This window comes from Caulobacter sp. GW821-FHT11E11 (assembly GCF_058808315.1).
Genome location: NZ_JBXARO010000010.1, coordinates 1 through 22,952 on the forward strand (window position 1 = coordinate 1; position 22,952 = coordinate 22,952).

Annotated in this window: 16 protein-coding genes; 7 read left to right on the forward strand and 9 right to left on the reverse strand. The window is 69.2% G+C overall.

The genetic code is table 11. The annotated features are described in order from the left end of the window. Positions 1 to 276: hypothetical protein (locus tag AC1RR5_RS22670; protein WP_492925293.1), on the forward strand; the 276-nt coding region annotated here is incomplete at its 5' end. Positions 277 to 288: 12 nt separating this feature from the next. Here AC1RR5_RS22670 and AC1RR5_RS22675 read toward each other — a convergent pair. From AC1RR5_RS22675 to AC1RR5_RS22715, 9 genes are all read right to left on the reverse strand, one after another. Beyond that, positions 289 to 486 carry a hypothetical protein gene (locus tag AC1RR5_RS22675; protein ID WP_492925295.1) on the reverse strand — a complete coding sequence of 66 codons (198 nt, stop codon included), beginning with the start codon at positions 484 to 486 and terminating at the stop codon, positions 289 to 291. Between the two features lie 92 nt (positions 487 to 578). Then, a complete protein-coding gene (locus AC1RR5_RS22680) occupies positions 579 to 2,159 on the reverse strand; it encodes a sensor histidine kinase (RefSeq protein WP_492925297.1) in 1,581 nt (526 codons plus the stop codon). Then, complete coding sequence (locus tag AC1RR5_RS22685) at positions 2,156 to 2,860, reverse strand: response regulator transcription factor (RefSeq protein ID WP_492925299.1); 705 nt, start codon at positions 2,858 to 2,860, stop codon at positions 2,156 to 2,158. Before AC1RR5_RS22685 ends, AC1RR5_RS22680 begins: the two co-directional genes overlap by 4 nt. 5 nt (positions 2,861 to 2,865) lie before the next feature. Next, positions 2,866 to 4,395 carry a DUF4153 domain-containing protein gene (locus tag AC1RR5_RS22690; RefSeq protein WP_492925301.1) on the reverse strand — a complete coding sequence of 510 codons (1,530 nt, stop codon included), beginning with the start codon at positions 4,393 to 4,395 and terminating at the stop codon, positions 2,866 to 2,868. 170 nt (positions 4,396 to 4,565) lie between these two features. Continuing rightward, the gene (locus AC1RR5_RS22695; RefSeq protein ID WP_492925303.1) at positions 4,566 to 7,703 is read right to left on the reverse strand and encodes a DUF2339 domain-containing protein; all 3,138 of its coding nucleotides are present in this window, start codon (positions 7,701 to 7,703) and stop codon (positions 4,566 to 4,568) included. Between the two features lie 501 nt (positions 7,704 to 8,204). Continuing rightward, positions 8,205 to 11,240 (reverse strand): TonB-dependent receptor plug domain-containing protein, encoded by a 3,036-nt coding sequence (locus AC1RR5_RS22700; protein ID WP_492925305.1) that lies wholly within the window; start codon positions 11,238 to 11,240, stop codon positions 8,205 to 8,207. Positions 11,241 to 11,394: 154 nt separating this feature from the next. Beyond that, a complete protein-coding gene (locus AC1RR5_RS22705) occupies positions 11,395 to 13,191 on the reverse strand; it encodes a CIA30 family protein (RefSeq protein ID WP_492925307.1) in 1,797 nt (598 codons plus the stop codon). A 144-nt stretch (positions 13,192 to 13,335) separates the two neighbouring features. After that, positions 13,336 to 15,636: a TonB-dependent receptor gene (locus tag AC1RR5_RS22710; RefSeq protein ID WP_492925309.1), complete on the reverse strand. Its 2,301-nt coding sequence runs from the start codon at positions 15,634 to 15,636 to the stop codon at positions 13,336 to 13,338. Between the two features lie 103 nt (positions 15,637 to 15,739). Further along, entirely contained in the window at positions 15,740 to 18,256 is a 2,517-nt protein-coding gene (locus AC1RR5_RS22715) for a TonB-dependent receptor (RefSeq protein ID WP_492925311.1), read from the reverse strand. A 284-nt stretch (positions 18,257 to 18,540) separates the two neighbouring features. On the opposite strand from AC1RR5_RS22715, the gene AC1RR5_RS22720 reads away from it, so the two are divergent. The 6 genes from AC1RR5_RS22720 to AC1RR5_RS22745 all read left to right on the forward strand — a co-directional run bounded on the left by AC1RR5_RS22720 (position 18,541) and on the right by AC1RR5_RS22745 (position 22,945). Continuing rightward, positions 18,541 to 19,116 (forward strand): RNA polymerase sigma factor, encoded by a 576-nt coding sequence (locus AC1RR5_RS22720; RefSeq protein ID WP_492925313.1) that lies wholly within the window; start codon positions 18,541 to 18,543, stop codon positions 19,114 to 19,116. Continuing rightward, positions 19,070 to 20,089, forward strand: coding sequence for a FecR family protein (locus AC1RR5_RS22725; protein WP_492925315.1), 1,020 nt, complete (start codon positions 19,070 to 19,072; stop codon positions 20,087 to 20,089). Before AC1RR5_RS22720 ends, AC1RR5_RS22725 begins: the two co-directional genes overlap by 47 nt. 118 nt (positions 20,090 to 20,207) lie before the next feature. After that, positions 20,208 to 21,692, forward strand: coding sequence for an amidohydrolase (locus AC1RR5_RS22730; protein WP_492925317.1), 1,485 nt, complete (start codon positions 20,208 to 20,210; stop codon positions 21,690 to 21,692). An 84-nt stretch (positions 21,693 to 21,776) separates the two neighbouring features. After that, on the forward strand, positions 21,777 to 22,013 hold the full coding sequence (locus tag AC1RR5_RS22735; protein ID WP_492925319.1) for a hypothetical protein: 237 nt from the start codon (positions 21,777 to 21,779) through the stop codon (positions 22,011 to 22,013). 54 nt (positions 22,014 to 22,067) lie between these two features. Beyond that, positions 22,068 to 22,253, forward strand: coding sequence for a DUF3008 family protein (locus AC1RR5_RS22740; RefSeq protein ID WP_492925321.1), 186 nt, complete (start codon positions 22,068 to 22,070; stop codon positions 22,251 to 22,253). Between the two features lie 32 nt (positions 22,254 to 22,285). Then, positions 22,286 to 22,945 carry an extensin family protein gene (locus AC1RR5_RS22745; protein WP_492925322.1) on the forward strand — a complete coding sequence of 220 codons (660 nt, stop codon included), beginning with the start codon at positions 22,286 to 22,288 and terminating at the stop codon, positions 22,943 to 22,945. Positions 22,946 to 22,952: the final 7 nt, after the last annotated feature.

Sequence of the window (22,952 nt, forward strand, 5' to 3'; positions counted from 1 at the left end):
ACCCCGGCCAAGGGCGTGAAGATCAAGGATATCGAGCTGCAGTTCGGATCGTTCTCCGGCGGCGCCAAGCAGGCCGGTGCAACCACCACCTTCGCCGACGGGGCGGTGCGCCGCTTTGCGGTGGAAGGCCTGAAATCCTGCCAGTCCGGCCCGACCGGACAGGACAAGGAATACCGATCCGCGGCGGGCGCCATGACGACCAAGGTCGTCTGCCAGGGCGCCCCGACGGACCCAGCGACGCCGTTCAAGATCACCTGGCGTCTCGACTACCGCTGAGGGAAGGCCAACTCAGAACCTGCGACGGCCGATCCTTTTGAACGCGGCGTGGGCTCCGGCGGCGAAGGCGGCCCGCCGGACAGCGTCTTCAAGGCCCGGCGCTTCGCCCATCATGGCCACCGACTCGCCCCGCGAGAGGGTCCAGTTCCAGGCCCCGCGGTCCTCGCGCACCGCCAGCCGATAGGCCTCTGCGTTTTCGTCGCCATCCATGGTGCGTCCTCCCTGAACCGCGAGGATCGTCGGACGGGGTGCAGGCCAGGCGGCGGCCGGTGTCGAGATCTGGTGAAGACGGCGTGCAGAGCCTAGCGCGCGACGGGCAGGATCACCTCGAACGCCGCGCCGACGTCGCTTTCGACCCACTGGATCGCGCCATGGCTGGCGGCGAGCAGGGACCGGGCGATGGAGAGGCCTAGGCCCGTGCCGCCCTCGGTCCTGCGACTGGTGAAAAAGGGCTCGAACAGTCGGGCGCGATCGGCGAAGGGGACCCCCGGACCGTCGTCGGCGATCCGCAGCACGATCGTCTCGGCCGTCTGGCTCAAGGTGACGACGACCAGGCCGGCCCCGGCCTGGCGGCTGTTCTGGAAGAGCACGCTGAGCACGGTGTCGAGCGTCGCTTCCGGAACCGCCGCGAGGGGCGCCTGGTCTGGCAGGCGCAGCGCGATCCGGAACGTCTCGCCGACCACGGCGTCGGCGGCGCGGCGAAGCGGGGCGACCAGGCTGGTCGCCGCGTCCATCTCGGGGCGGGCCATGTCCGCGCGGGCCAGGTCCAGCAGGCGCGTGACCAGCAGGGACAGTCGGGCCGTGTCGGCCCCGGCGTTGTCGAGGAAGCGGCGCCGGTCTTCCCGGCTCATGGTCTCGGCGTGATCCTGCAACAGCTCCACGGCGCCGGCGATCCCCGCCAGGGGCGTCTTGAACTCGTGGCTGACGGCGGTGGCGAAGTCGCGCAGGTAGCTGGACCGGCGGTCGATGGCCAACGCCATGACCCGAAACTCGTCGTAGAGCGTCTGGATCTCGACGGCCGCCGTTGTCGGCGTTTCGGGCGGCGCGCCGCGTCCCGTCGCCATGTCCCGCGAGGCCGCGCTCAGCGCCTCGATCGGCCGGGTCACGCCGCGCGAGACCAGGCCCGACAGCAGCACCAGGATGGCGAAGATGCCCACCACGCCCAGGATGATCTTGCCGCGATCCTCGTAGAGGCCGCGAAACAGCGCGCGAGGCGAGCGCGACAGCAGGACGACGCCGACGACGCGGTCGCCCACCAGGATCGGCCGGGCGTGGTGCAGGCGCACGCCGGACGCGCGGCTCAGCCACTCGAAGGCATAGCTGGGACGATAATCGCCGTTGCGCCGCACGACCGTCTGGGGGCGTCCGGCCAGGGCCGCCTGGACCTCCGGCAAGGCCGAGAGGTCGCCGCCCAGACCGTATCCGCGCGTGACGACGCCGTGTCCGTCGAGGATCAGGATCGAGGCCAGGGTCGTGCGGGAGGTGCGTTCGATCACGGGACCCAGGGCCTGGGCGGCGCGCACGGCGGCCGGATCCGCGACCTTTCCGGTCGGGCTGGGCGCGGGGCGTTCGGGCAGGACGGCGGCGGTGCGCAGGTCCAGGGTCGTCGGCTCGGGCGCGTAGTAGCCGGGCGCGGTGCGGTCGGGGTTCGGGTCCGGCGGGGGCGCGCCCGGCCAGGTCACTGCCGCCATCGCCGCCAGGGCCGCGCCTTGCGCCACCAGCTCGACCTCGGTCTGGCGGACCAGGGTGTTCTCGTAGACCCGCAGGAAGATCGCGCTGATCCCCGGCATGGCGGCGGCGAAGAACAGCACGGCGAACAGGATCAGTCTCAGGCGCAGGCGCGGCCAGCGGCGCTTCACGAAGGCCTTGGCACGATCGATCAAGCGCCGCCGCCCTGGCACGCGCCCAGGCGATAGCCGACGCCGGCCCGGGTCTCGACCACGTCGTGGCCGCCGACCAGGGCGAACTTGCCGCGCAGGTTGCGCACATGGCTGTCGACGGTGCGATCGGTGATCGCGAAGCCGGGACCGCGCAGGCGGTCGATGATGGCATCGCGGGTGAAGACCTTGCCGGGCGCGGCGGCCAGCGCGCGCAGGATGCCGAACTCGGTCACGGTCAGGGTCAGCTCCTGGCCGTCCCAGGAGGCGATCCAGCCATCGGGGTCGAGGCCAAGACGGCCCCGGCCCAGCGACGCCGGCGTTTCGGTCTTCGGCGTCTGGGATCCCGTTCGGCGCAGGATCGCGGTGATCCGCGCCGTCACCTCGCGCGGGCTGAACGGCTTGACCACATAGTCGTCGGCCCCCAGCTCGATGCCCAGCACGCGGTCGATCTCCTCGTCCCGAGACGAGAGGAACAGGATCGGCACGTCGCTATCGCCCCGCAAGCGGCGACAGACCTCCAGTCCGTTCATGCGGGGCATGTTGATATCCAGCACCACCAGGTCGGGCGCGGCGTCGGCGACCCTGGCCAGCGCCGCCTCGCCGTCGTCGGCCTCGCAGGTCGCGAACCCGGCCTTTTCGAGGGCGAAGACCAGAAGCTGGCGGATGTGCGGGTCGTCGTCGACGATGAGGATCCGTTGCGGCATGGGAGTCATGTTCCGGGTTGAGCGACGTCGGTCAACGGGGTTGGCGCCTGCGGCATGGGTGGAAGCGCCGGATGGGGGAGCGGCGGCGGTCTACGGGCGATCCGATCCGAAGCGATCTTCAAGCGGCGGGCGTCGCGCCAGGACCACGTCCGCCAGTTCGCCTGCCGGCGTTCCACGTCCGCCATCACCCCGACGCGGGTCGCCATGACGGCGTCGTGCTGAGCGGGGGGCAGGGGACGGTCTTCGAGCTCGACCAACGGAACCAGGGCGGCGGGGCCCAGCGCTTCGAGGTAGTCCAGGTCCAGCCTGGGGCCGTGGCCGGCGACCTCGCGGGCGTTGCGGCTGTTCCAGGTCGCCGCGACGCCGCCCAGGTCGACGAGGCTGGCGATCAGCAGCACCAGGGCGGCGACCGAGGCGTTGGCGTTGATCAGCCAACTCGAGCTCCTGTCCTGCAACAGCCGCACGCAGATGAGGACGAGGCCGATCGCGACCAGGGCCATCCATGCAAGGGCGGCCAGCCGCAGCTGGGTCAGGCCGTAGGCTTCGACATAGTCCAGGGTCCGCAGCACGCTGGACGCCACCAGCAGCAGGTTCTGGGCGACGAACACCACCACCATCCGTCGCACGGCCGGCGAGGCGGCCGTGGTCGATCCGGGGCGCAGGGCCACCAGCACGAAGGCGCCGGCCAGGATGGCGGTGGCGATGAGCAGATAGGCGCCGCGATGGGCGTACTCGGCCAGAGTCACGCCGGCGGGCAGGGGCGCGTGGCTCCACAGAAAGGCCAGGTCGAGGCCATTCTGCAGGGCAAAGAGCGCGTTGAAGACGATCAGCGAAAGAAGGAGCGAGGTCGGCGTCACGCCAAAGACCTTCAGGTCTCCGCGTCCGTCTGGCGCGGCGATCGTCCGACGCAGCCCGCGCGGACGCAGGGCGCCCCAGGCGATGATCCCGGCCAGCAGCCAGAATATCGCTCGCGGAATGTCGAGGCGCGGCAGGCGGATGGCCTCCAGCATCAGGGCGATGAGTGGATTGGCCGCCGCGAACAGCGCCACGAACACCAGGCCGCCCGCCAGCGGCAGCAGCAGGACGGACAGGCGTGAGAGGCTCTTGCCGCTACGCCGCCGCCGCAGGCGACGGGCGCACAGGCGGCGGAGGTCCCGAAGAGGGCTGATCACGCCGCGCAGTATCGCCATCGCCAGGCGCTGGGCCCACGACCAGACGTCGTCGGTCTCGGGCGCGCGAGGTGACAGCACGGCCACGCCCAGGGCCAGGACGAACAGGCCCGCCATGGTGACGGTGGGGTGCTCAAGCGAAAGCAGCGCCCCGGCGGCCGCGATCGCCAGGGCGGCGAGCGCGCGCGGCTGACGTCTCACCGCCGGCGTCGCCGCCAGGACGGCCAAGGTCAGGGCCAGCGCATAGACACCGAAATTCGCGCCGACGGACTGGCGATAAAAGACCACGTCGGCGAGCGTGGTCAGAAGGATGGCCAAGGCGCTCTTCAGCCAGAAGGCGGCGCGTGACCCGGACGTGATCGGCATGGTTCGAGACCCCGTGACAGGAACTCGACGGATACGGTCCCGGTATCCAGCCGCGACCACCGTAGCGATGCAAATGGCTCGAAAGTCGAGTGCAGTTTCGGTGCAGTTCGCTAGAGGACGGAGCGTCCGAACGCCCGCCGAGGGCGTCGCAGGCATTTGATAACCGCCCTTTAGCTCTCTGGGTTTGCCCCGGCCTCCGGCTCCGTCGCCGGTTTGTGCCTGGCGTTCAGGCGGCGGGCCAACAGGGCGCCGCCCAGGAACAATGCGCCGACGGCCAGGAACGAGGCGGCCCGCGTGACGCCTTCGAGGCGCGCCAGGTCGAACAGCATCACCTTGCCGGCAGTGAACAACAGCGCCGCGAGGCCTGCCCAGCGCAGGACGATGTCCTTGCGCGCCGCGCCGAGTCCGAGGACCGCGAGGCCAAACACGGCCCAGAGCGCCGAGAACGTCCAGGTCTCCAGGCCGCCGCCATGCGTCTGGGCATGCATGTCCAGGCCCCGGAAAGCGTAACGGATCAGCAGCGTCAGCAGGGCGAACAGCGTCCCGACCGCCGCGGCCAGGGCGGCGCGGTCGTACGGCGTATCGCCTCGGCGAAGGCGGATCATGGCGACCGCGCCCAGGCCATAAAGCGCGAACAGCAGCACCGCCGCGCCCGTGGAGGCCAGGGGCTGGATGGTGGGGCCCCACCAGGGGCTGGCGCGCAGGCCAAACACCAGTCCGGCGCCGACCAGGGCGATCCAGCCGCAGGTGGGCGCGGCGCGGACCAGCCAGCCTGTGCTGGTGCGCTCGGCCAGGCGAGGCGACAGGAGTGCGCGCGCGACGACCAGGGCGAGGATGGCGTAGGCCGCGCTTTCCGCGCGTCCGACGGCGCCCACCGAGATGGCGGCGCCGTGGAAGGCCCAGCGGATCAGATGCGCCGCCAGCGACAGGGCCAGGATCACCGCCACGACCAGGGCCGCGCGCCCGACCGTCGCGTCTTTTCGGCTCACGCCCCAGGCCAGGGCGATGGCGACCGCTTGCAGGCCAAACAGCAGGACGCCGCTCCAGATCGGGGTCAGCGGTTCGTAGAACGGACCCCACCAGGGGCTGACCACTAGGCCGAAGACGAGGGCCAGAATGCCCAGCGCTGTCCAGCCGACGGCAGGCGCGCCGGCGCGCAGGAGGCGGGCCTGTGCCGAGGCCATGCCCAGGCGCGGTTCGACCAGGGCGCGGGCGGTCAGCATCGGCAGCAGCGCCGCCGTGGCCCATTCGAGCCGGCCCGGCGCGGCGTGCTCCATGTCCGCGCCATGGAACAGGTGACGCACCGCCAGCAGGGCCCAGAGGAATGCGAACACCGGGGCGGCGATGATCCAGACCTGCGTCCAGCGATCGTCCGCGGGCTTGCGGCGCCAGGCGATCGCCGCCACCAGGCCGGCGGGCGCCAGATAGGACAGGATCAGGGTGTTCAGAACCGGCGGTCCGGCCGGCGGCTGGCCCATGCCCCACCACGGGTTCCAGATCAGTCCTTGCAGCAGAAGGCCATGCGCCAGGCCGACGCTGACGACGATCACCGTGCGCCAGCGGGAGATCGGGCCGTCGTCGGGCCGCTGACGTAGCACCAGCAGCAGGCCGGTGCCGAGCAGGACCAGGGTGCGCAGCGAGCTCTCCAGCAAGCCGTCGACCGCTTCGCTCGCGCCGCCGAAGATGACGTGCAGGGCTGTGAACACGGCCAGCAGGACGATCAACAGGGCGCTGGCGCGTTGCGCCTCGGCCTCGTTGCGAACAGCCTCGCCGCCGCCATTCCAGATCAACAGAGCCGCCCCGACCAAGAGGGCGGCGGCCGTCGCGCTGACCGCCAGCATGAAGGGCAGGGACAGGCGCCCTTCCAGGGTCGCGCCGATGAAGTCCGGGCGCAGCATGGCGATGAAGGCGATCAGGCCGCCAACGACGCTGGCGGTGGCCAAGCCTCTCCAAGGCAGGCGCCAGGCAGCGACCGCCAGAGCCAGGGCGGCCAAGGCGAAGGCGACGGACTCGAAGCGCGGGTCGCCGGCGGCATGGATCGCCAGGAATGCGAGTTCGGAGGCGGCGGCGAGCCACAGCGCCAGGCCTCGGTCAGTTATGCTCGCTTCGACCCGGCGGGCGATCAGCGGCGAGAGGGCGAAGAGCGCCGCCGCCAGGGCGGCGGCCGGCGCCCAGCCGAATTGGCGGTCGGCCGCATGCAGGATCGGCCAGGTCAGGCTGGCCAGGATGGCGACGCCGACGCCGCCGATGGCCAGGATCCGCGTACGGTCCACGGCCGGCAGGCGCAGTGCGGCCCATAGCGCTGCGGCCGGGATCAGGGCCGTCAGGGCGTAGAGCCAGGGCTGCCACGACGGGAACACAGCCAGGCGCGCGCCCACGGCCATGACCAGCAGCTGGCAGGCAATGGCCACGCCGACCGGGGCGGCGAACAGCGTAGGCTTGATCATATCGCGCGTGGCCATGATCGCCCCCAGGACCACCAGCAGGCCCGACAAGGCGACCGCCAGCGGCAGGTGCGCGCCGTCGTTCTGTCCGATGAACCACGGGAAGAACGAGGCCAGCGAGGTGAGGACCAGGCCGATCGCGGGTAGGGTTCGGAAGTCTCGCCCGCTCGGGTCGGCCGCATCGTCGAGACGGAAGCGGCGTCGCCACAGCGTTGCGGCGAACGGGCCAACGGCCGCCAGGGCCATGATGATGACCGTCGAAAGGGTATGGCGGTCCGCAAGGGGCGCGCCGCTCAGCAGCACGAGGCCCAGGATCGTGACGCTGCCCGCCTTGCCCCACAACCGCAGGGCCGAGATCGAGAAGCCCGTCACGCCGATGAGCAGGGCGTAGGCGGTCAGGGCCGGGGTCGACCAATCGGAGAGGCCCGTGAAGGCGGGTGTCAGCACCGCGCCCACCAGCGCGACCAGGGCCAGGGCCTGGCCATGTTTCAGCGAAAGCGCCAGCAGGCCCAGCGAGATGGAACCGGCGAGGACGGCGGCCAGGCCTAGCGGGATCATTTGGTAGAGCCCGTAGGCCGCGCAGACGGCGCCATACAGGGTGACGGCCCCGGCGCCGGCTGAGACGGCCGCGGCCAGCAGGTGGCGACCGCCGGTGATCGACGGCTTCTGGCGCAGGATCCACTCGCTGGCGGCGACCATCAGCGCGCCGAGAATGACCGCCAGGGCGATGCGGAGTCCGGGCGTGAAGACGCCGCGCTGGGCTGCGTAGCCCACCAGCAGCAGGCCGCCTAAGGCCAGGCCGCCGCCGCCGATCCACGCCAGGCCGTTCTCCGACAGCCAGGTCGAGATCGACTCGCGGGTCATCGTCGGGATGGGACGCGCCGGCGGATCTATGGGCTCGGCGACGGGACTCGGCTTGCGCGCCGGCGGTGGCGTGAAAACCGGTTCGGGGGCGGGAGCCTGTTCAACCCGGGGTGGTTCGGGCTGGGAGACTGGAATGAAGGGCTCGAACGACTCCGCCACCGGTTCGGGCGCGGGCGCGGCGACGGGTTCCGCGAGCGGCGGCTTGTCGAATAGCCAGGAAAAGGGATCAGGAACGGCGTTGGTTGAAGGCGTCTGTCGCTTCGACGGTTCGGGCGAGTCGAGGCGCCGTTCGAGCGCTCGGATGGCCTGGCCCTGTCGATAGACCCAGACCCCAAGGCCCAGGATAAGCAGCCATTCCATCTCGCATGCCCCGTCCGGCGGTTTCCGCCATGCCGATTTGGTATGCAAAGAAGGCTCTCAACAACACCTTAAGTCGAGAGCGGCTTGCCGTGGCCTCGTGGGTAGAAGTCCGCGCTCCCCGGAGGGAGCGCGGACGACCGGCTAGAAGGTCTTGCGGATGCTGGCGTAGAAGTACCGGCCGTAGGGCTGGTACACCGTGCCCAGATAGCCGTTCGACGACAACGGCGGCGCCTCGTTGGTCACGTTGCGCACGCCCAGCTTCAGGCGGGTGTTTGCCGCCCAGCCCTTGGTGAACTCGTACTGGCCATAGACGTTGGTCGTGACCTGGGAGTCGATGATCCAGGGCGCGCCGGCCGAGTCGATCAGGCCGGTGTCGTCGATGTCCGACACGTACTGGGTGAACACCCCGGCCGAGAACTGGTCGAGGCTCCAGCTCAAGGCGGCGGTCCACTTCCAGTCCGGCTTGCTGTTTTGGCGGATATAGCTGCCGCCGCCGGTGATCGTGGTGCCGGCGTTGATCGTGCCGGCCGCGCGCGCCGCCATCAGCGCCGCGATCTGCGGCGAGGGCTGCTGGTAGAACTTGATCAGGTGAGCGCCGTTGACGTTCAGGTCGAAGTCACCGATCGGCGTGCCGTGCTTGCGCCACATCAGGCCGATGTCGATGCCGCGGGCTTCCTGCGGCAGGGTGTTGACGTACTGATCCTTGACATAGAGCACCGTGCCGACCGGGGTCAGGCCGGTGCCGGCGAAGGCGGCGATGTCGTCGGCCGTCGCGGCGGCGCGGACGACGTTGGCGTTCGATCCGCCGCCGACGCGCTGCAGGTAGTCGAGGATCAGGGCGTTGCCCTCGCCGAACAGGCCGACGATGCCCTTCTGCTTCACGCGCCAGTAGTCGGTGGTCATCGTGAACTGGCCGAACTGCGACGGGATGAACTTCGGCTCGAAGACGAAGCCGAAGCCCATGGTCTCGGAATCTTCCGGCTTCAGGTCGGGGTTACCCGAGCGCTGCGCCTGGACGCTGAGCGTGCGGGTGCAGTTGCTGAAGCTGGTGATCCGGCCGGCGCGCAGGTCGGCCTCGCAGCGCACATAGTCGGTGCGGGTGTTGGCGCGGGTGACGACGGTGGCGTTGATCTGCTCGAGGTTGGGGGCCTTGAAGCCCTGGGCCCACGAACCGCGGACGCGGAAGCCGTCGACCAGGTCCCAGGCCAGCGCGACCTTGGGCTTGGCCACCGAGCCGACGTCGCTGTACTTCTCGGCGCGACCGGCCAGCTGAAGCTCGACGCTGCGGACCAGCGGGATGCCCATCTCGGGCGAGATCACCGGCACGGCGAACTCGATATAGGCCGAGCTGACCTTGCGCGAGCCCTTGGTGTCGGGCGACGGACTGGTGCCGATCATGTCGCTCCCATAGACGATCCCCGTCACCGAGTTGGTGTAGGTGATCGTGCCGTCGACGTGGGCGTCACGGTCGTCGTGCTGGGTCTCGCGGCGCCATTCGACGCCGGCCGCCACGCCGACATCGCCGCCGGGCAGGGCGATCAGGTCAGCCTTGGAGATGCGGAAGTCCCACGAGGCCAGCGAGCTGGTGCTCTCGCGCTTGGACTTGAAGCGGATCGCGTCGATCGCCGCCTGGCTGCTGGGGGTGGCGTCACCGACGCTGGGGTTGGACACCGTGCCGCCATTGAACGGGTTGTAGGCGTCGGCGGTCGACAGGCCGATCTGCTTCTGAGCGGCCGTGGCGCTGATGCCGTCGGATACGTCCTTGACCTTGGATTGCGAGTACAGCAGCGCCGACTCCCACTTCCAGCCCAGGGCTTCGCCGCGCAGGCCGCCCAGGAAACGGGTCTGGTCGTTGGTGACGTCGACCTGCTGCTTGCCGGCATCGACGAAGTCGTAGCTGGTCAGGGTGACGGCCAGGCCAGTGGCCGGGGCGTTGATGCCCGCCAGGCGGTTGGGATTGGCCACGCCGTTGAAGGTGGTCGGGCCGAAGGGGTTCCAGTAGCTGGTGACCGGGGCGGTGATCACCTGGGCCGAAGTGGTTGTCGCAGGAGCTTGGAAGGCCTTGGTCTTGGCGTGATAGACGCCCACTTCGCCGAAGGCGGTGATGGTGTCGGTCACGTCGTAGTGGCCCGTCACGAAGACGTTCAGGCGCTTGAGCGCCGGCATGACCGTCAGGTCGCTGGCGGCCCCGTCATAACGCAGGTTGCGGTCGTCGCCCGAGGTGGCCGGCGCGCCGTCGTCGATGCTGATGCCTGTGCCGACGGTGGCCAGGCTGCCCGGATAGGTCGTCGGCTGGACGTGAAAGGCGCCGGCCGAGCTGGTGATCAGGGTCGTGCCGACCCGGACCGCCGAGGCGGCGGTGAAGCTGCCCCACGGCGTGACCGTGCCACGGCCGTCGAGGGACGCCGCGCCGTCGAAGCGGGTGCCGGTGAACAGGCCGCGCTTGTCGGCCGAGGCGGTGTAGTCCTGGTCCAGCGTGCGGAGGGCGCTGCGCTTGTCGTAGCTGACGAGGGCGGTCAGGTTGCCGCGCTCGAAGTTGTGGCCGAACAGGCCGTTGAACTCATATTCCTTGAGGTGCGTGCCCTCGGCGGCGCCGTACTGGGCCTCGACGTCGATACCGTCGAAATTGTCCTTCAGCACGGTGTTGACCACGCCGGCCACGGCGTCGGTGCCGTAGATGGCGGCGGCGCCGTCACGCAGGACTTCCAGGCGCTTGAGGCCCGAGGTCGGGATGGCGTTGGTGTTGTAGGTGATGGTCGGCACCAGGCTGTTGCCGTCGGCCTGGCTGGTCGGGTGAGCGACGACGCGGCGGCCGTTCAGCAGCACCAGGGTGTTGCCCGAGCCCAGGTTGCGCAGGTTCACCGAACCGATGTCGCCGCGGGCCGAGTTGCTGCTGCCGGGCAGGTAGGCGCTGTTGTAGTTGACGTCGCCCATCTGCGGGATGGCGCGGAACAGGTCATCGCCCGAGCTGGCGGCCACGGCGTCCAGCTGCTTGCCATCGACGACGGTGACGGGCAGGGCGGCGGTGGCCTTGGCGCCTTCGATGCGCGAGCCGACGACGACGATCTCTTCGACGGTGCTGTCAGGCGCGGTCTGGGCGAAGGCTTGGCCGCTCCAGGCGACATAGAGCGCCGAAGTGGCGAACATGGCGGCGCGTAGCGCCTTGGTGTTGGTCATCTAATTCCCCTCTTCTTGAAATCTCCGCCCCCCAAGAGCGGAGTTTGTCTGTTGTGATCCGACCCGATCGCTTCCTCTCGCCGGTCCCGTTTTTCGGGGCTCGGCTGCCCGGGCGCGGTCTTCAGGCCGCGCGCCGGGCGAACTCTTATCGACCTTAGAAGAAGACGACGTTGTCGACTTCCAGCCAGAACTTCTCGCCGCCCTTGCGGCCGCCCATGAACTCGACCTCGGTCAGGTCCGAGGCGGTCCATTCCCCCTTCGCGCCGCGCTCGCTGGCGGGCTTGAGGGCGGAGAACGGAATTTCCACGGTCTGCCAGCTTGAGCCCGCCGTGAACGGCGCGGCCCAGCGGCCGCTCGTCGCGGTGACGCCCAGGGCGTAGTCGCCATCGCCGCGGATCTCGAAGCGCACGCCCTTGAAGGCGCGGGCGTCGACGGGCTGGATCGAGCCCACGGTCAACGGGATGATCACGCCGGCATAGGGCTTGGACTTCATCGCCATGCGGGCGTTGATCGACAGGGCGTGGCCCTGGTCGCCGCGCTTGATAACCTGGCTGATCTCGACAGTGCGGTCGAGGCCGCCGTCGGGATCGTCGGTGCGCAGGGTGTCGAGCGAGGAGCGGCCGTCGGCGCGCTCGAAGTCGTCGATCTGCGCCTTGGCCGGCAGCGACGGAAGGGTCTTGGCCTCGTTGGCGGTCATGGGTGGCGCGCCCGGACCGAAGACCAGCTTGCCGTCGATGAACACGCGATCGGTCTTGCGCACGTCGCTGATCGTCTTCCAGGGCTCGCCCTTGATCAGCACGAGGTCGGCGCGCTTGCCCACCTCGATCGTGCCGCGATCGTTCAGCTGGTTGATGACCTTGGCGCTCAGCGCCGTGCCGGCCATCAAGGCCTCGGTCGGCGTCAGGCCAGCGCGGACCATCAGCTCCATCTCGTGCAGGGTCGAGACGCCGTGCGGCGTGCCCGGCATGCCCGCATCGGTGCCCAGCGCGATGATCACGCCGGCGTCGTGCAGCGCCTTGGCGTTGCCCAGGGCGTAGTCGAACTTCTTGAAGCTCTGCTTGACCCGGGGATCCTCGTCGGGGTCGCGCGCCGGCTGACCGGGCTTCACCGGCTCATAGACTGACAGGGTCGGGGTGTCGGCCGTGCCGCCGGCCTTCAGGATCTCGATCGCCTCGGCGTCCAGCGGACGGTCCTGCAGGCTGTGGGTAATGACGTCGACCTTTGAACGGCCCGCCACTTCGCCGCGATCGACGCTGACGGTGTGGGTGAAGACCTTCAGATTGTTCTTGTGGGCCTCGTCGACCAGGGCGGTCAGGGTCCACTCGTCCATGCTGGTGTTGTCGGGCGCGACGCCATAGCGCCAGCCGTCGGTGAAGGCCTTGATCAGGTCGGGCTTGTAGGGAACCAGCGCCTTGACCGCCGCGCGGGCGGCTTCGGGCGTGTTGACCCACTTGGTGGTGGCGGTGTCGGCCCAATCGGCGCCGTGGCCGCCCGGCGTGCTCATGCGCGCGGCGAAGTTCACGTGCGGCGCGACCAGGGTCGACAGCCACTGGCGGCGCGGGGCGAAGGATTCCGGCGCGGCGTTGAAGTCGCTGACCGTGGTGACGCCCGCCGACACGTAGGCGCTGGCGATCTGGGGCGTGGTCGAAGGAACGCCGCCCGGCGTCCAGTGGGTGTGCAGGTCGAAGAAGCCCGGCAGCAGGGCCTGGCCCTTGGCGTCGATGACCTTGGCGCCGCGCGGCGCCTTCGCGCTCGGGCCGACCTCGGCGATGCGTCCGTCGCGGATGATGACATTGGCCAGGCGAGGGGCGGCGCCGGTGGCGTCGAAGACCGTCGCGCCCATGATCGCGACGACGGGAGCGTCCGCCGCCTGGGCGATCCCGAAGGCGGCAAGCCCCAGGCTTCCCGCCAGCGCTGTGGCCGCCAATGCGGTCCTACGGATAGGCTTCATGACAGTATGATCCCCGACGTCGCCGATGCTACTCCTTCATCGACGAATGGGATTTGCGTTTCCGCCACTCAGCTGTGTTCGACGACGCAATAACCGCAATGGGCAGGATGACGGGTGGGCGAGGGGCCCACCCGTCGGTCTTTTCTAGAAGCGCTTGCGGACCTGGAAACCGGCCGTGCGCGGGTTGATGCTGACGACCTGCTTGGGGTTGTTCACCGCCGAGGTCACGCTCATCAGGCCAACTTCGTCGGTGACGTTGTTGACGAAGACATAGGCGCCCCAGTCGGAGCCTTCGACGCCGGCGCGCAGGTTGGCGTAGCCGTAGTCGCCCTGCTTTTCGTAGTAGACGTAGGTCGGGCGGAACTGCGAGGCGGACTGGCCGACATAGGCATAGTCAGCCCGCAGCAGGCCGTTCATGTCGCCCTTCAGCGGCCAAGTGTATTCGACCGCGGCCGAACCGCTGTACTTGGCGACGTTCGGGAACTTGTCACCGCGCAGGCCGGTCGAGCCGGTGATCAGGATGGTCGAGTTGGCTTGGTCTTCCGTCAGCTTGGCGTCGACGATGGCGGCGGTGCCGCTGATCGTCAGGCCGGAGATGGGACGCGCCACCGCCTCGACTTCGAAGCCCTTGATCTTGGCCTTGCCGGCGTTGGTCAGGTAGCTGAAGGCGCCGTTGGCGCTGGTCGCCGAGATCTGCATGTTTGACCAGTCGATCTGGTAGACGGCGGCGTTCAGCGTCAGGCGACGATCGAACCACTGGCTCTTCACGCCACCTTCGTAGTTCCAGAGGCTGTCGGGCGCGTAGCCCAGCAGGGCGCTGGCCAGGCCCGGCACGTTGTTGGCGCCGCCGGGGCGGAAGCCCTTGGCCGCCACCGCGTAGAACATGACGTCCGACGTCACCTGGTAGGAGGCGTTCAACTTGCTGACCCAGCCGTCGGCGCCGGCGTCGACCTGGGCGGCCGGACCGACATAGGACTGGGTGATGAAGTTGCTGATCAGGACCTGGCCCGAGACGGTCTTGTCGTACTTGAAGCGGCGCAGGCCGCCGGTCAGGGTCAGCTTGTCGATCGGCTTCCAGGAGACTTCACCGAAGAAGGCGGTCTGCTTGGTGTCGGTGCCGACATGGCGCCAGGCGGTCAGGTCGTTGGGGTTGATGATGCCGGTGACGGCGTCGCCCTTGGCCACCTTGCTCTCGATGTAGTCCTCACGCTTTTCGAGGTAGACGCCGCCCGTCCAGTCGACCTTGTCGTCGAACAGCGAGCCGGTCATGCGCAGCTCATGGTTCCACGAGGTCAGGCCCATCGGCTGGTAGAGCGCGCCCGGGGTGCGGCTGTCGGCATAGGCGGTGTAGGCCGCCAGCTGTGTGGCGTTACAGGCCGGGTTGGTCGCGCCCGCCGCGGCGGGACCGCCGGCGATGTAGTTGCGGCACGAGGTGGCGTTGGCGCGGCTGCCCGACAGGGTGGGGCTGTAGTCGGAATTCCGCAGCAGGGTCCACTTGTAATAGGATGAGGTCGCCGTGACGGTGGCGAAGTCCAGGTCCCACTTGCCCGTGACGTTGTACATCCGCAGATTGTCGCTGGTCGGGGCGATGACGCGGGCGTTGGTCGAATAGGCGTCCTTGCCCAGCGCCGGATACCAGCTGTTCTGACCGTCCAGGGTGGTCTTCTGGTACAGGCCCGAAGCGTTGATCGTCAGGTTCTCGGTGGGCGTGAAGCCCAGCATCAGGCGACCGCCGCTGGAGTGCTGGTCGTTGATGTCCTTCTTGTTCAGCAGGACGTCGTCGACATAGCCGCCGCCTTCGGTCTTGTAGAGCACCAGGCGCGCGGCCAGCTTGTCCTCGATCAGCGGCACGTTGACCATGCCCTTCACCGAGTAGCCGTTGCTGCCGCCCTTGGTGCTGGTGCCCTGGGCCTCGACGGCGCCGGCGTAGCGGCTGGTGTCGGGCTTGTTGAGGATCACCCGCAGGGTGCCGCCCATCGAGCCCGAGCCGTACAGCGTGCCTTGCGGACCGCGCAGGACTTCGATGCGTTCGGCGTCGAACAGGTTGACGTCGGCGCTGGTCGAGCTGGCGTCGGCGGTGGTGCCGGCGGGGCCCGTCAGCGGGGTTTCGTCGTAGTAGAGGCCGACGGTGGCTTCACCGGCGCTGCGCACGCCGCGCAGGGTCAGGCGGCGGCTGGTCGGCGAGTTGCCGTCGACCTGCAGGTTCGGAACGGTGCGGAAATAGTCCTGGATGCCAGCGGCGCCCAGCGCTTGCAGCGACTTCTCGGTGACCGCGCTGACGCTGATCGGGGTAGTCTGGACGGTGGTGGAGCGCTTCAGCGCGGTGACGACCACTTCCTCGATCGTGCCGGCGTCGTTGGATTGAGCGAACGCCTGGCCGGCGACCAGGCTGGTCAGGGCGCTGGCGCCCAGGGCCAGGGCGCGAAGGCCTCGAAACTGCATCATTGTTGATCCCCTCTTTACGGCGCGCTCGACGGCGGCCTGTACGATCAGACGCAAGGTCGAGACGCTCCCTCACTTCGCTCGCGCGAAAAAGGATGGGATCGGATCAGAAGCGACGTTCGATGCCCACGCGGAGCATACGCGGCGCCACGCCGAAGTACTCGATCGGGCCGGAGGTGTTGCGCGCCGCGTTGGCGCGGCCGGCCCGGTCCAGCAGGTTGTCGACCGACAGGTCCAGGGTCCAGGCGCGGTGTTCCAGGCTGAAGCTGGCGCCGAAGACGGCGTAGCCGCCCATCTTCAGATAGTCGCTGTTGCCGGCGTTGAACGCCGACCGCGCCAGGCCCGCATAGGAACCGTCGAACCGCAGACGGCCCTTCAGGTCGCCGGACAGGATCCAACTGCGCTGTATCGAGGCCGAGGCGGTCAGCCGGGGCACGGTGGGCAGGCGGTCGCCCTCCAGGCCAAGGCCGATCGCGGTATTGGTCAGCTGATCGGCGGTCAGGCGCGCATCGGTCACGGTCAGGGCGCCCGCCAGATCCCAGCCCATCACGCGCTGGGCGGCGGCCTCGACCTCCAGCCCGTGGATGCGGGCCGCGCCGATATTGGTGACGTAGTTGAAGGCGCGGTTCTGGGTCTGGGCGGCGTACTGCATGTCCCGCCACGTGATGTGATAGAGCGCCACGTTGCCGGTGAAACGCCGGTCGGCGCTCTGGAGCTTCAGGCCCAGCTCGTAGTTGCTGAGGCGATCCGAACGGTAGACCGCCAGGCTCTCCGGCAGGCCGGGCACGACATTGACGCCGCCCGGACGGAAGCCCTGCGAGACCTGGGCGTAGCCGAACAGTCCCGGTGCGAACTGGCGGCTGGCCAGGGCCTTCAGGCTCCAGCCCTGTTCCTGCGATCGCGCGTCGATCCCATAATCGGCCCAGGTGCCGGACACGACATTGGCGATCTGCACCGCGCCCCGGTCGCGCTTGACGTAGTCGAAGCGCCGCGCGCCCAGGGTCAGCTGGGTCTCCGGCGCGACAGCGTAGGAGATCTCGCCGAAGACCGCGCTCTGGGAGAGATGGTTCTCGATGTCGCGGCGGCCGATCAGCACCGGCGGCTCAGTCAGGGCGCCAGTGGCCGGATCCACGTGCCGGACCTGGCTGTCGATGGAGTCACCGCGCACTTCGCGATAGGCGCCCAGCGTCCAGCTCAACGGACCGTCACCGACGGACGAGGCGCGGAGCTCGTGGATCTGCGCCGTCAGCTCCGCCGGCTGGTTCAGGATCGCCGGATAAACGCTGTCGACATAGGCCGAGTAGCTGGCCATCTGCATGCCGTCGCAGGCCTGGGCCAGGTTGAACATCCGCATGCAGCCGGCCGCGTTGGTCCGCTCGCCCAGCAGTACGCCGCTGTAGTCGGAGCGGCGGGTGAGGCGCCAGCGATACCAGGACGACACCGCCGTCAGATCCACGACGTCGCCGCGCCATTTCATGGTCGCCGCCGCCAGGTCGATGTCGCCGTCGAAGGGCGCACGGGCGGCATGGACGGTCCGCCAAGGCCCGGCGGTGTCGTTCCAGGCCGAGATGTCGTCGCGGTGGCTGGTCTGGTGCGTGGCCGACACCAGGGCCGAGAACCGCGATCCCGGCGCCCAGAACGTCGCCAGCCGCACGCCCCGCACGCGGGAGGCGTCAACGTCATTCAGCCCCAGCCGGACGTTGTCGATCACGCCGGGCTGGCGTTGGTCATAGGCGGTGAGCCGGACGGCCAGGGCCTCGGGGATCACGACGGCGTTCAGCGCGGCGTTCGCCCCGCCGCCTTGCCCGCCGTGGGCAACGGAGGACAGCGAGGCGCCGATCGAGGCGGCGTCCTCCGACAGGTCCGGTCGCTTGAACAAAATCCGCAGCGCTCCGCCCATGGCGCCCGAGCCATAGAGCGTGCCCTGTGGTCCGCGCAGAAGTTCGACGCGGTCGACATCGACCAGCGCCAGCTCCGGCGCCATCACCCCCGGATCGGCCGTGGTGCCGACCGGGCCGGTCATCGGCGTCTCGTCGTAATAGAGCCCGGTCGTCGCTTCACCGGCGCCATAGACGCCGCGCAGCACCAGGCGGCGGCCAAAGGCGGTGGAGATCAGCTTCAGGCCCGGCAGCAGCGGCCCGGCCTTTTCCAGGTCGACAATGCCGGCGCGGGACAGCTGCTCGCCGGAGATCACCGTCATGCTGATCGGCGTCTGCTGGACCAGGCTAGAGCGCTTCAGGGCCGTGACGACGACGAGGTCGATCGCGACCGGCTGTGGTGGCGGCGCCGGCGGGGCATCGGGGGCAGGGGCCTTGGCGGGTTGTGCGACCGGCACCACCAGGAAGCTGCGCCCCTCGAGCTGGACGGTCAGGCCAGAGCCCGCCAGCAGGCGCTCCAGCGCCGTCTCGGCCGTGAACACGCCCCACAAGCCCTGGCTGCGCTTGCCCTGCGTGAGGGCGGGGGAGAACAGGATCTCGCGATCGCTGCGCAGCGCCAGCTGGTTCAGCGCCTGACTCAAGGGCTGCGCGGGGATGTCGAAGCGGAGGGTGACCTCGGCACGTCGCGGCGCGGCGACCGCCGCCGGCGGCGTCGTTGTCAGGGCCGTGGCGCACAGCAGGGCCAAGACGGCGCTGCGCCTCGCGCACGCTTCCGAGCCTCTGACCCTGGGCAACAACGAATCCCGACCTCCCCTGGCGGCCTGGAACCTCACGCCGTCGAGGGCGCGCACCATGCCTTACTTTGCCGGTACGCCATGCTTCGCAACGTATCCTGACGGCCTAAGATCGCGTGTTGCATACGCAATAGGCAACAGGTCACAGGTTGCGTCCTGGTGACTTCACCCGGGGAACCGCCCTTGACGGGGGCGAGAAAGCCATTTCACCTGACTGTCATGTCGGGGCGTAAACAATGATTTGGGGCCGCAAGCCCTCCCAGCCTCCCGAGCAGGCTCGCGACCTGTCGGACAGCGGGGCGCGCTTCACGCCCGCGCTTCGCGCCTTCTTCTCGCGTCGCGCCCACGCCAATGACGTCGAGGACCTGGTGCAGGAGGTGCTGCTCCGCATCCAGAAGCGTCAGCCGGGCGCCGTCGTGAACAATGTCGAGGGCTATCTCTTCGAGGTCGCCGCCAATGTTCTGATCGATCGCGGACGTCGCGATAAGACCCGCCGACGCTCCGATCACTGCGAACTGCAAGAAATTCATCATCCTGTTGATGAAGTATCGCCCGAACGCGTCTTACAGGGACGTGAGCAGATGGCGCGCGCCATGGCGGCCCTCAACGAGCTGCCGGAACGCACGCGACGGGTTTTCATTCTCGTGCGCTTCGAGGAGATGAGCTACAAGCTCGTCGCCCAGCGCCTGGGGGTCTCCGTCAGCGCTGTCGAGAAACATGTGATGAAGGCGCTGCGTCACCTGCACGAGCGTCTGCGAGACCAGGATGACGTCGACCACGTCGGGCAACGAGATACACGACGACCCGGATAGCGCGGCCGCCCTCTGGTTTGCGCGACTGCAAGGCGATGACGTGCCGCCGCGCGACCGGCGGGAGTTCGAGCGCTGGCTGAAGGCCGACGCGCGCAACGCCGTCGCGTGGGAAGATCTCAACCGCACCTGGAATGGCGTCTCCGGCCTCGAGAACGATCCGGCCTTCGCGGCTTTGCGCGCCGATGCGCTGGGCGCCGGCGACAAGCGTCCGCATCTGGATCGCCGCACCCTGGGCTTGGCCGCTGCCGCCCTGGTCGCCGCTGTCGTCGGCGCTGTCGTCGGCAGGCGCTGGCTGGGCGGCGACGCCGCGCCGGCCTTGCCAGCCGAAGAGCCGGTGTTCAGCACCGCGGTCGGCGAACGCTCGACCTTCCGTCTCGCTGACAACTCGGTCGTGACGCTCAGCACCGACTCCGCCGTGCGCGTGAACCACTGGGCCAAGGAGCGTCGGCTGACGCTGCTGCGCGGCCAGGCCTTCTTCCAGGTCGCCAAGGATCCCTCGCGTCCGTTCGTGGTCGCGGCGGGCGACAAGCGCGTGACGGCCGTCGGCACGGCGTTCGACGTGCGGATGGATCCGGGCAAGCTGTCGGTGACCCTGGTCGAGGGCCGGGTGCGCATCGCCGCTGACGCGCCGCAGGGTGAACGCCGCGTCGAGATGTCGGCCGGCTCGCGCTTCGTGGCCGCCGATCCCGCCGACTGGCTGATCTCGACCGTCGACACCGCCAAGGAATCCGCCTGGCTGAAGGGCCGGCTGGTGTTCGATGGCGAGCCGCTGTCGGCCGTCGTCGCCGAGATGAACCGCTTCTCCGACCGCAAGCTGTTGCTGTCGGATCCGGCCTTGAGCGCCACGCCGGTCAGTGGCGTCTTCAAGACCGGCCAGATCGACGCGTTCGTCGCCGCGCTCAAGACCTATGGCCTGGCCGATGTCGGCCGCGCCGACGACAAGCGGGTCGAGCTGGTGCGCCCGCGCGCCTGACGCACGGCGCGACCTGATAAAAAATTAGACACCCCAGGTGAGGTGCGGACGCGGCCCTACGTCATATAGGTGGGCGCCCGTTTGGCGTCGTCCTTCGCCACCCGGGGAAACCGTTCCAATGAAGCTTTCCGCTCTGAAGCTCGCCCTCCTGTCCGCCAGCATGGCCACCAGCGTGCTCGCGACCCAGGCCCACGCCGCGCCGCTCACCGACGCCGCCCGCGCCCAGATCCTGAAGGCCGTCGACGCCGACGCGCCGCAGATCCAGGACGCGGCCCTGAAGATCTGGGGCTTCGCCGAGGTCGGCTATCAGGAGGTCAAGAGCTCGGCCCTGCTGCAAGGCCAGCTGAAGAGCGCCGGCTTCGACGTGAAGGCCGGCATCGCGGGCGAACCGACCGCCTTCGTGGGCAGCTTCAAGAACGGCTCTGGCCCGGTCATCGCCATCCTCGCCGAGTTCGACGCCTTGCCGGGCCTGGCCCAGACGGCCGATCCGGTGAAGACCGGCATCCCCGGGCAGGTCGCCGGGCACGGCTGCGGCCACAACCTGTTCGGCGCGGCCTCGGTCGGCGCGGCGGTCGCGCTGAAGGAGTGGATGGTCAAGAACAACATCAAGGGCGAGTTGCGCGTGTTCGGCACGCCCGCCGAAGAAGGCGGCTCGGGCAAGGTCTATCTGGTCCGCGACGGACTGTTCAACGACGTCGACGCCACGCTGCACTGGCACCCGGCCAACGAGAACTCGGCCGTCCAGGGCGTGTCGATGGCCAATATCAGCGGGAAGTTCCGCTTCCACGGCATCTCGGCCCACGCGGCCGGCGCGCCGGAGAAGGGCCGCTCGGCGCTGGACGGCGTCGAGGTCATGGACGTCGCCACCAACTTCCTGCGCGAGCACACTCCGGACAAGACGCGGATCCACTACGTGATCACGGCCGGCGGCACGGCCCCGAACGTCGTGCCGAACTTCGCCGAGGTCTATTACTACGTCCGCCACCCCGATCCGGCCGTCGTCAAGGACGTCTGGGCTCGTGTCGAGAAGGCCGCAGAGGGCGCCGCGCTGGCCACCGGCACGACGGTCGAGAAGGAAATCACAGGCGGCGTCTACGCCTTGCTGCCCAACGACACGCTGGGCCGCGTGATGGACGCTAACCTGCGCAAGGTCGGCGGCATCACCTGGACCCCCGAGGAGCAGGCCTTCGCCAAGAAGATGCAGGAGAGCCTGCCCGGCGCGCCGTCGATCGACACCGTCAAGACGATCGAGCCCTACAAGGTCGAACTGGAAGGCGGCGGCGGCTCGACCGACGTCTCCGACATCAGCTGGGTGACGCCGACCGTGGGCCTGGGCACCGCCACCTTCGTGCCGGGCTCGGCCGGTCACAGCTGGCAGAACGTGGCCGCCGCCGGCTCGTCGATCGGCGTCAAGGGCGCGGTCAACGCCGCCAAGACCCTTGCCCTGACGGGCGCGGACCTGTTCTCCAACCCCGACGTCGTCAAGAAGGCCAAGGCCGAGCTGGACCAGCGTCGCGGCCCGGGCTTCGCCTACAAGGCCATGCTGGGCGACCGCCCGCCGGCGCTCGACTACCGTAAGCCCGCCTCGGCGGCGCGCGAATAACGATCGCTCATTTCCCCAGCGATCGTCAGCGGCCGGCGCCGTCCCCCCTTTGAGCGCCGGCCGCGCATACTTTTGGAGTAAGGCGTGGTCCAGACCATCACCATCAGCCTCGAGCGTTTCGAAGCGCTCAAGACCGCCTTGCCGGCGGTCACCCGCGAGCACCTGACCGACGTCTACGGGATCAGCGAGACGACCTGGACCAAGCTGCGCAAGGGCGAGCCGATCAAGCTCAAGACCTGGGAGCGGATCCAGGCGCGACTGGCGCGGCGGATACAGGCAAGCCCGTCGAAGTTCGAGAGCGTCCGGCCCGAGGCCGCTTGATCACGACACCGAATGGGTAGTGGCGCGTTGACTGGTGGAGCCAGGAGTTTCGCCATGCCCGCCAAGTCCGCCGCCCAGCAGAAAGCCGCTGGCGCCGCGCTTTCCGCCAAGCGCGGCGACACGCCCAAGAGCAAGCTCAAGGGCGCGTCCAAGTCGATGCTGTCGATGAGCGAAAAGCAGCTCGAGGAATTCGCCCACACCCAGCGTAAGGGCAAACCCGAGCACGCCGGCGATCGTTGAGGCCGGCGCGTTCCCATCTGGCTGCTCTGGCGTTGCTCGCCTGCGCGGCCTGCCAGCCTTTGTCCGAGCTCGGCTTTGATCGCCGCCCCGTCCACATCACCGAACCGATCGACGGCACGACCCGAGGGCGCCTGCTGAACATGATCGAGACGCCGCAGGCCTGTGCGGCGTGGCTGGCCGGCGCAGGGCTGACCTTCCGGCCGGTGGCCGATCGGACCGAGAAAACCTATTGCCAGGTGACCGGGGCCGGCAATCTTGTCGACGCTACGCCTCGGATCGATCCGGTCCTGTCACCGGCCCGGCCGATGATGGCCTGTGACCTGGCGGCCGCCGTGGCCATCTGGCGGCGACAGTCGGTGGGACCGGCCGCCCGTGAACTGCTCGGAACCGAGGTCCGGCAGATCGACCACCTGGGCGTCTATGCCTGTCGCGGCGTCGGCGATCCGGTCACGGGTCGACCCAGCGCCCACGCCCGGGCCCAAGCCATAGACATCGCGGGGTTCCGTCTGGCCGACGGTCGACGCGTCACGGTCGAGAAGCACTGGAACGGGCAGGGCGCCGAGGCGGTCTTTCTGCGCCGGGTGCGCGACGACGCCTGCCGGCTGTTCGGCGTCACCCTGTCGCCGGACTACAACGCCGCCCACGCCAACCATCTGCACCTGGAAAGCGGGCGCGGAGGTCTTTGCAGCTAGGGATGGC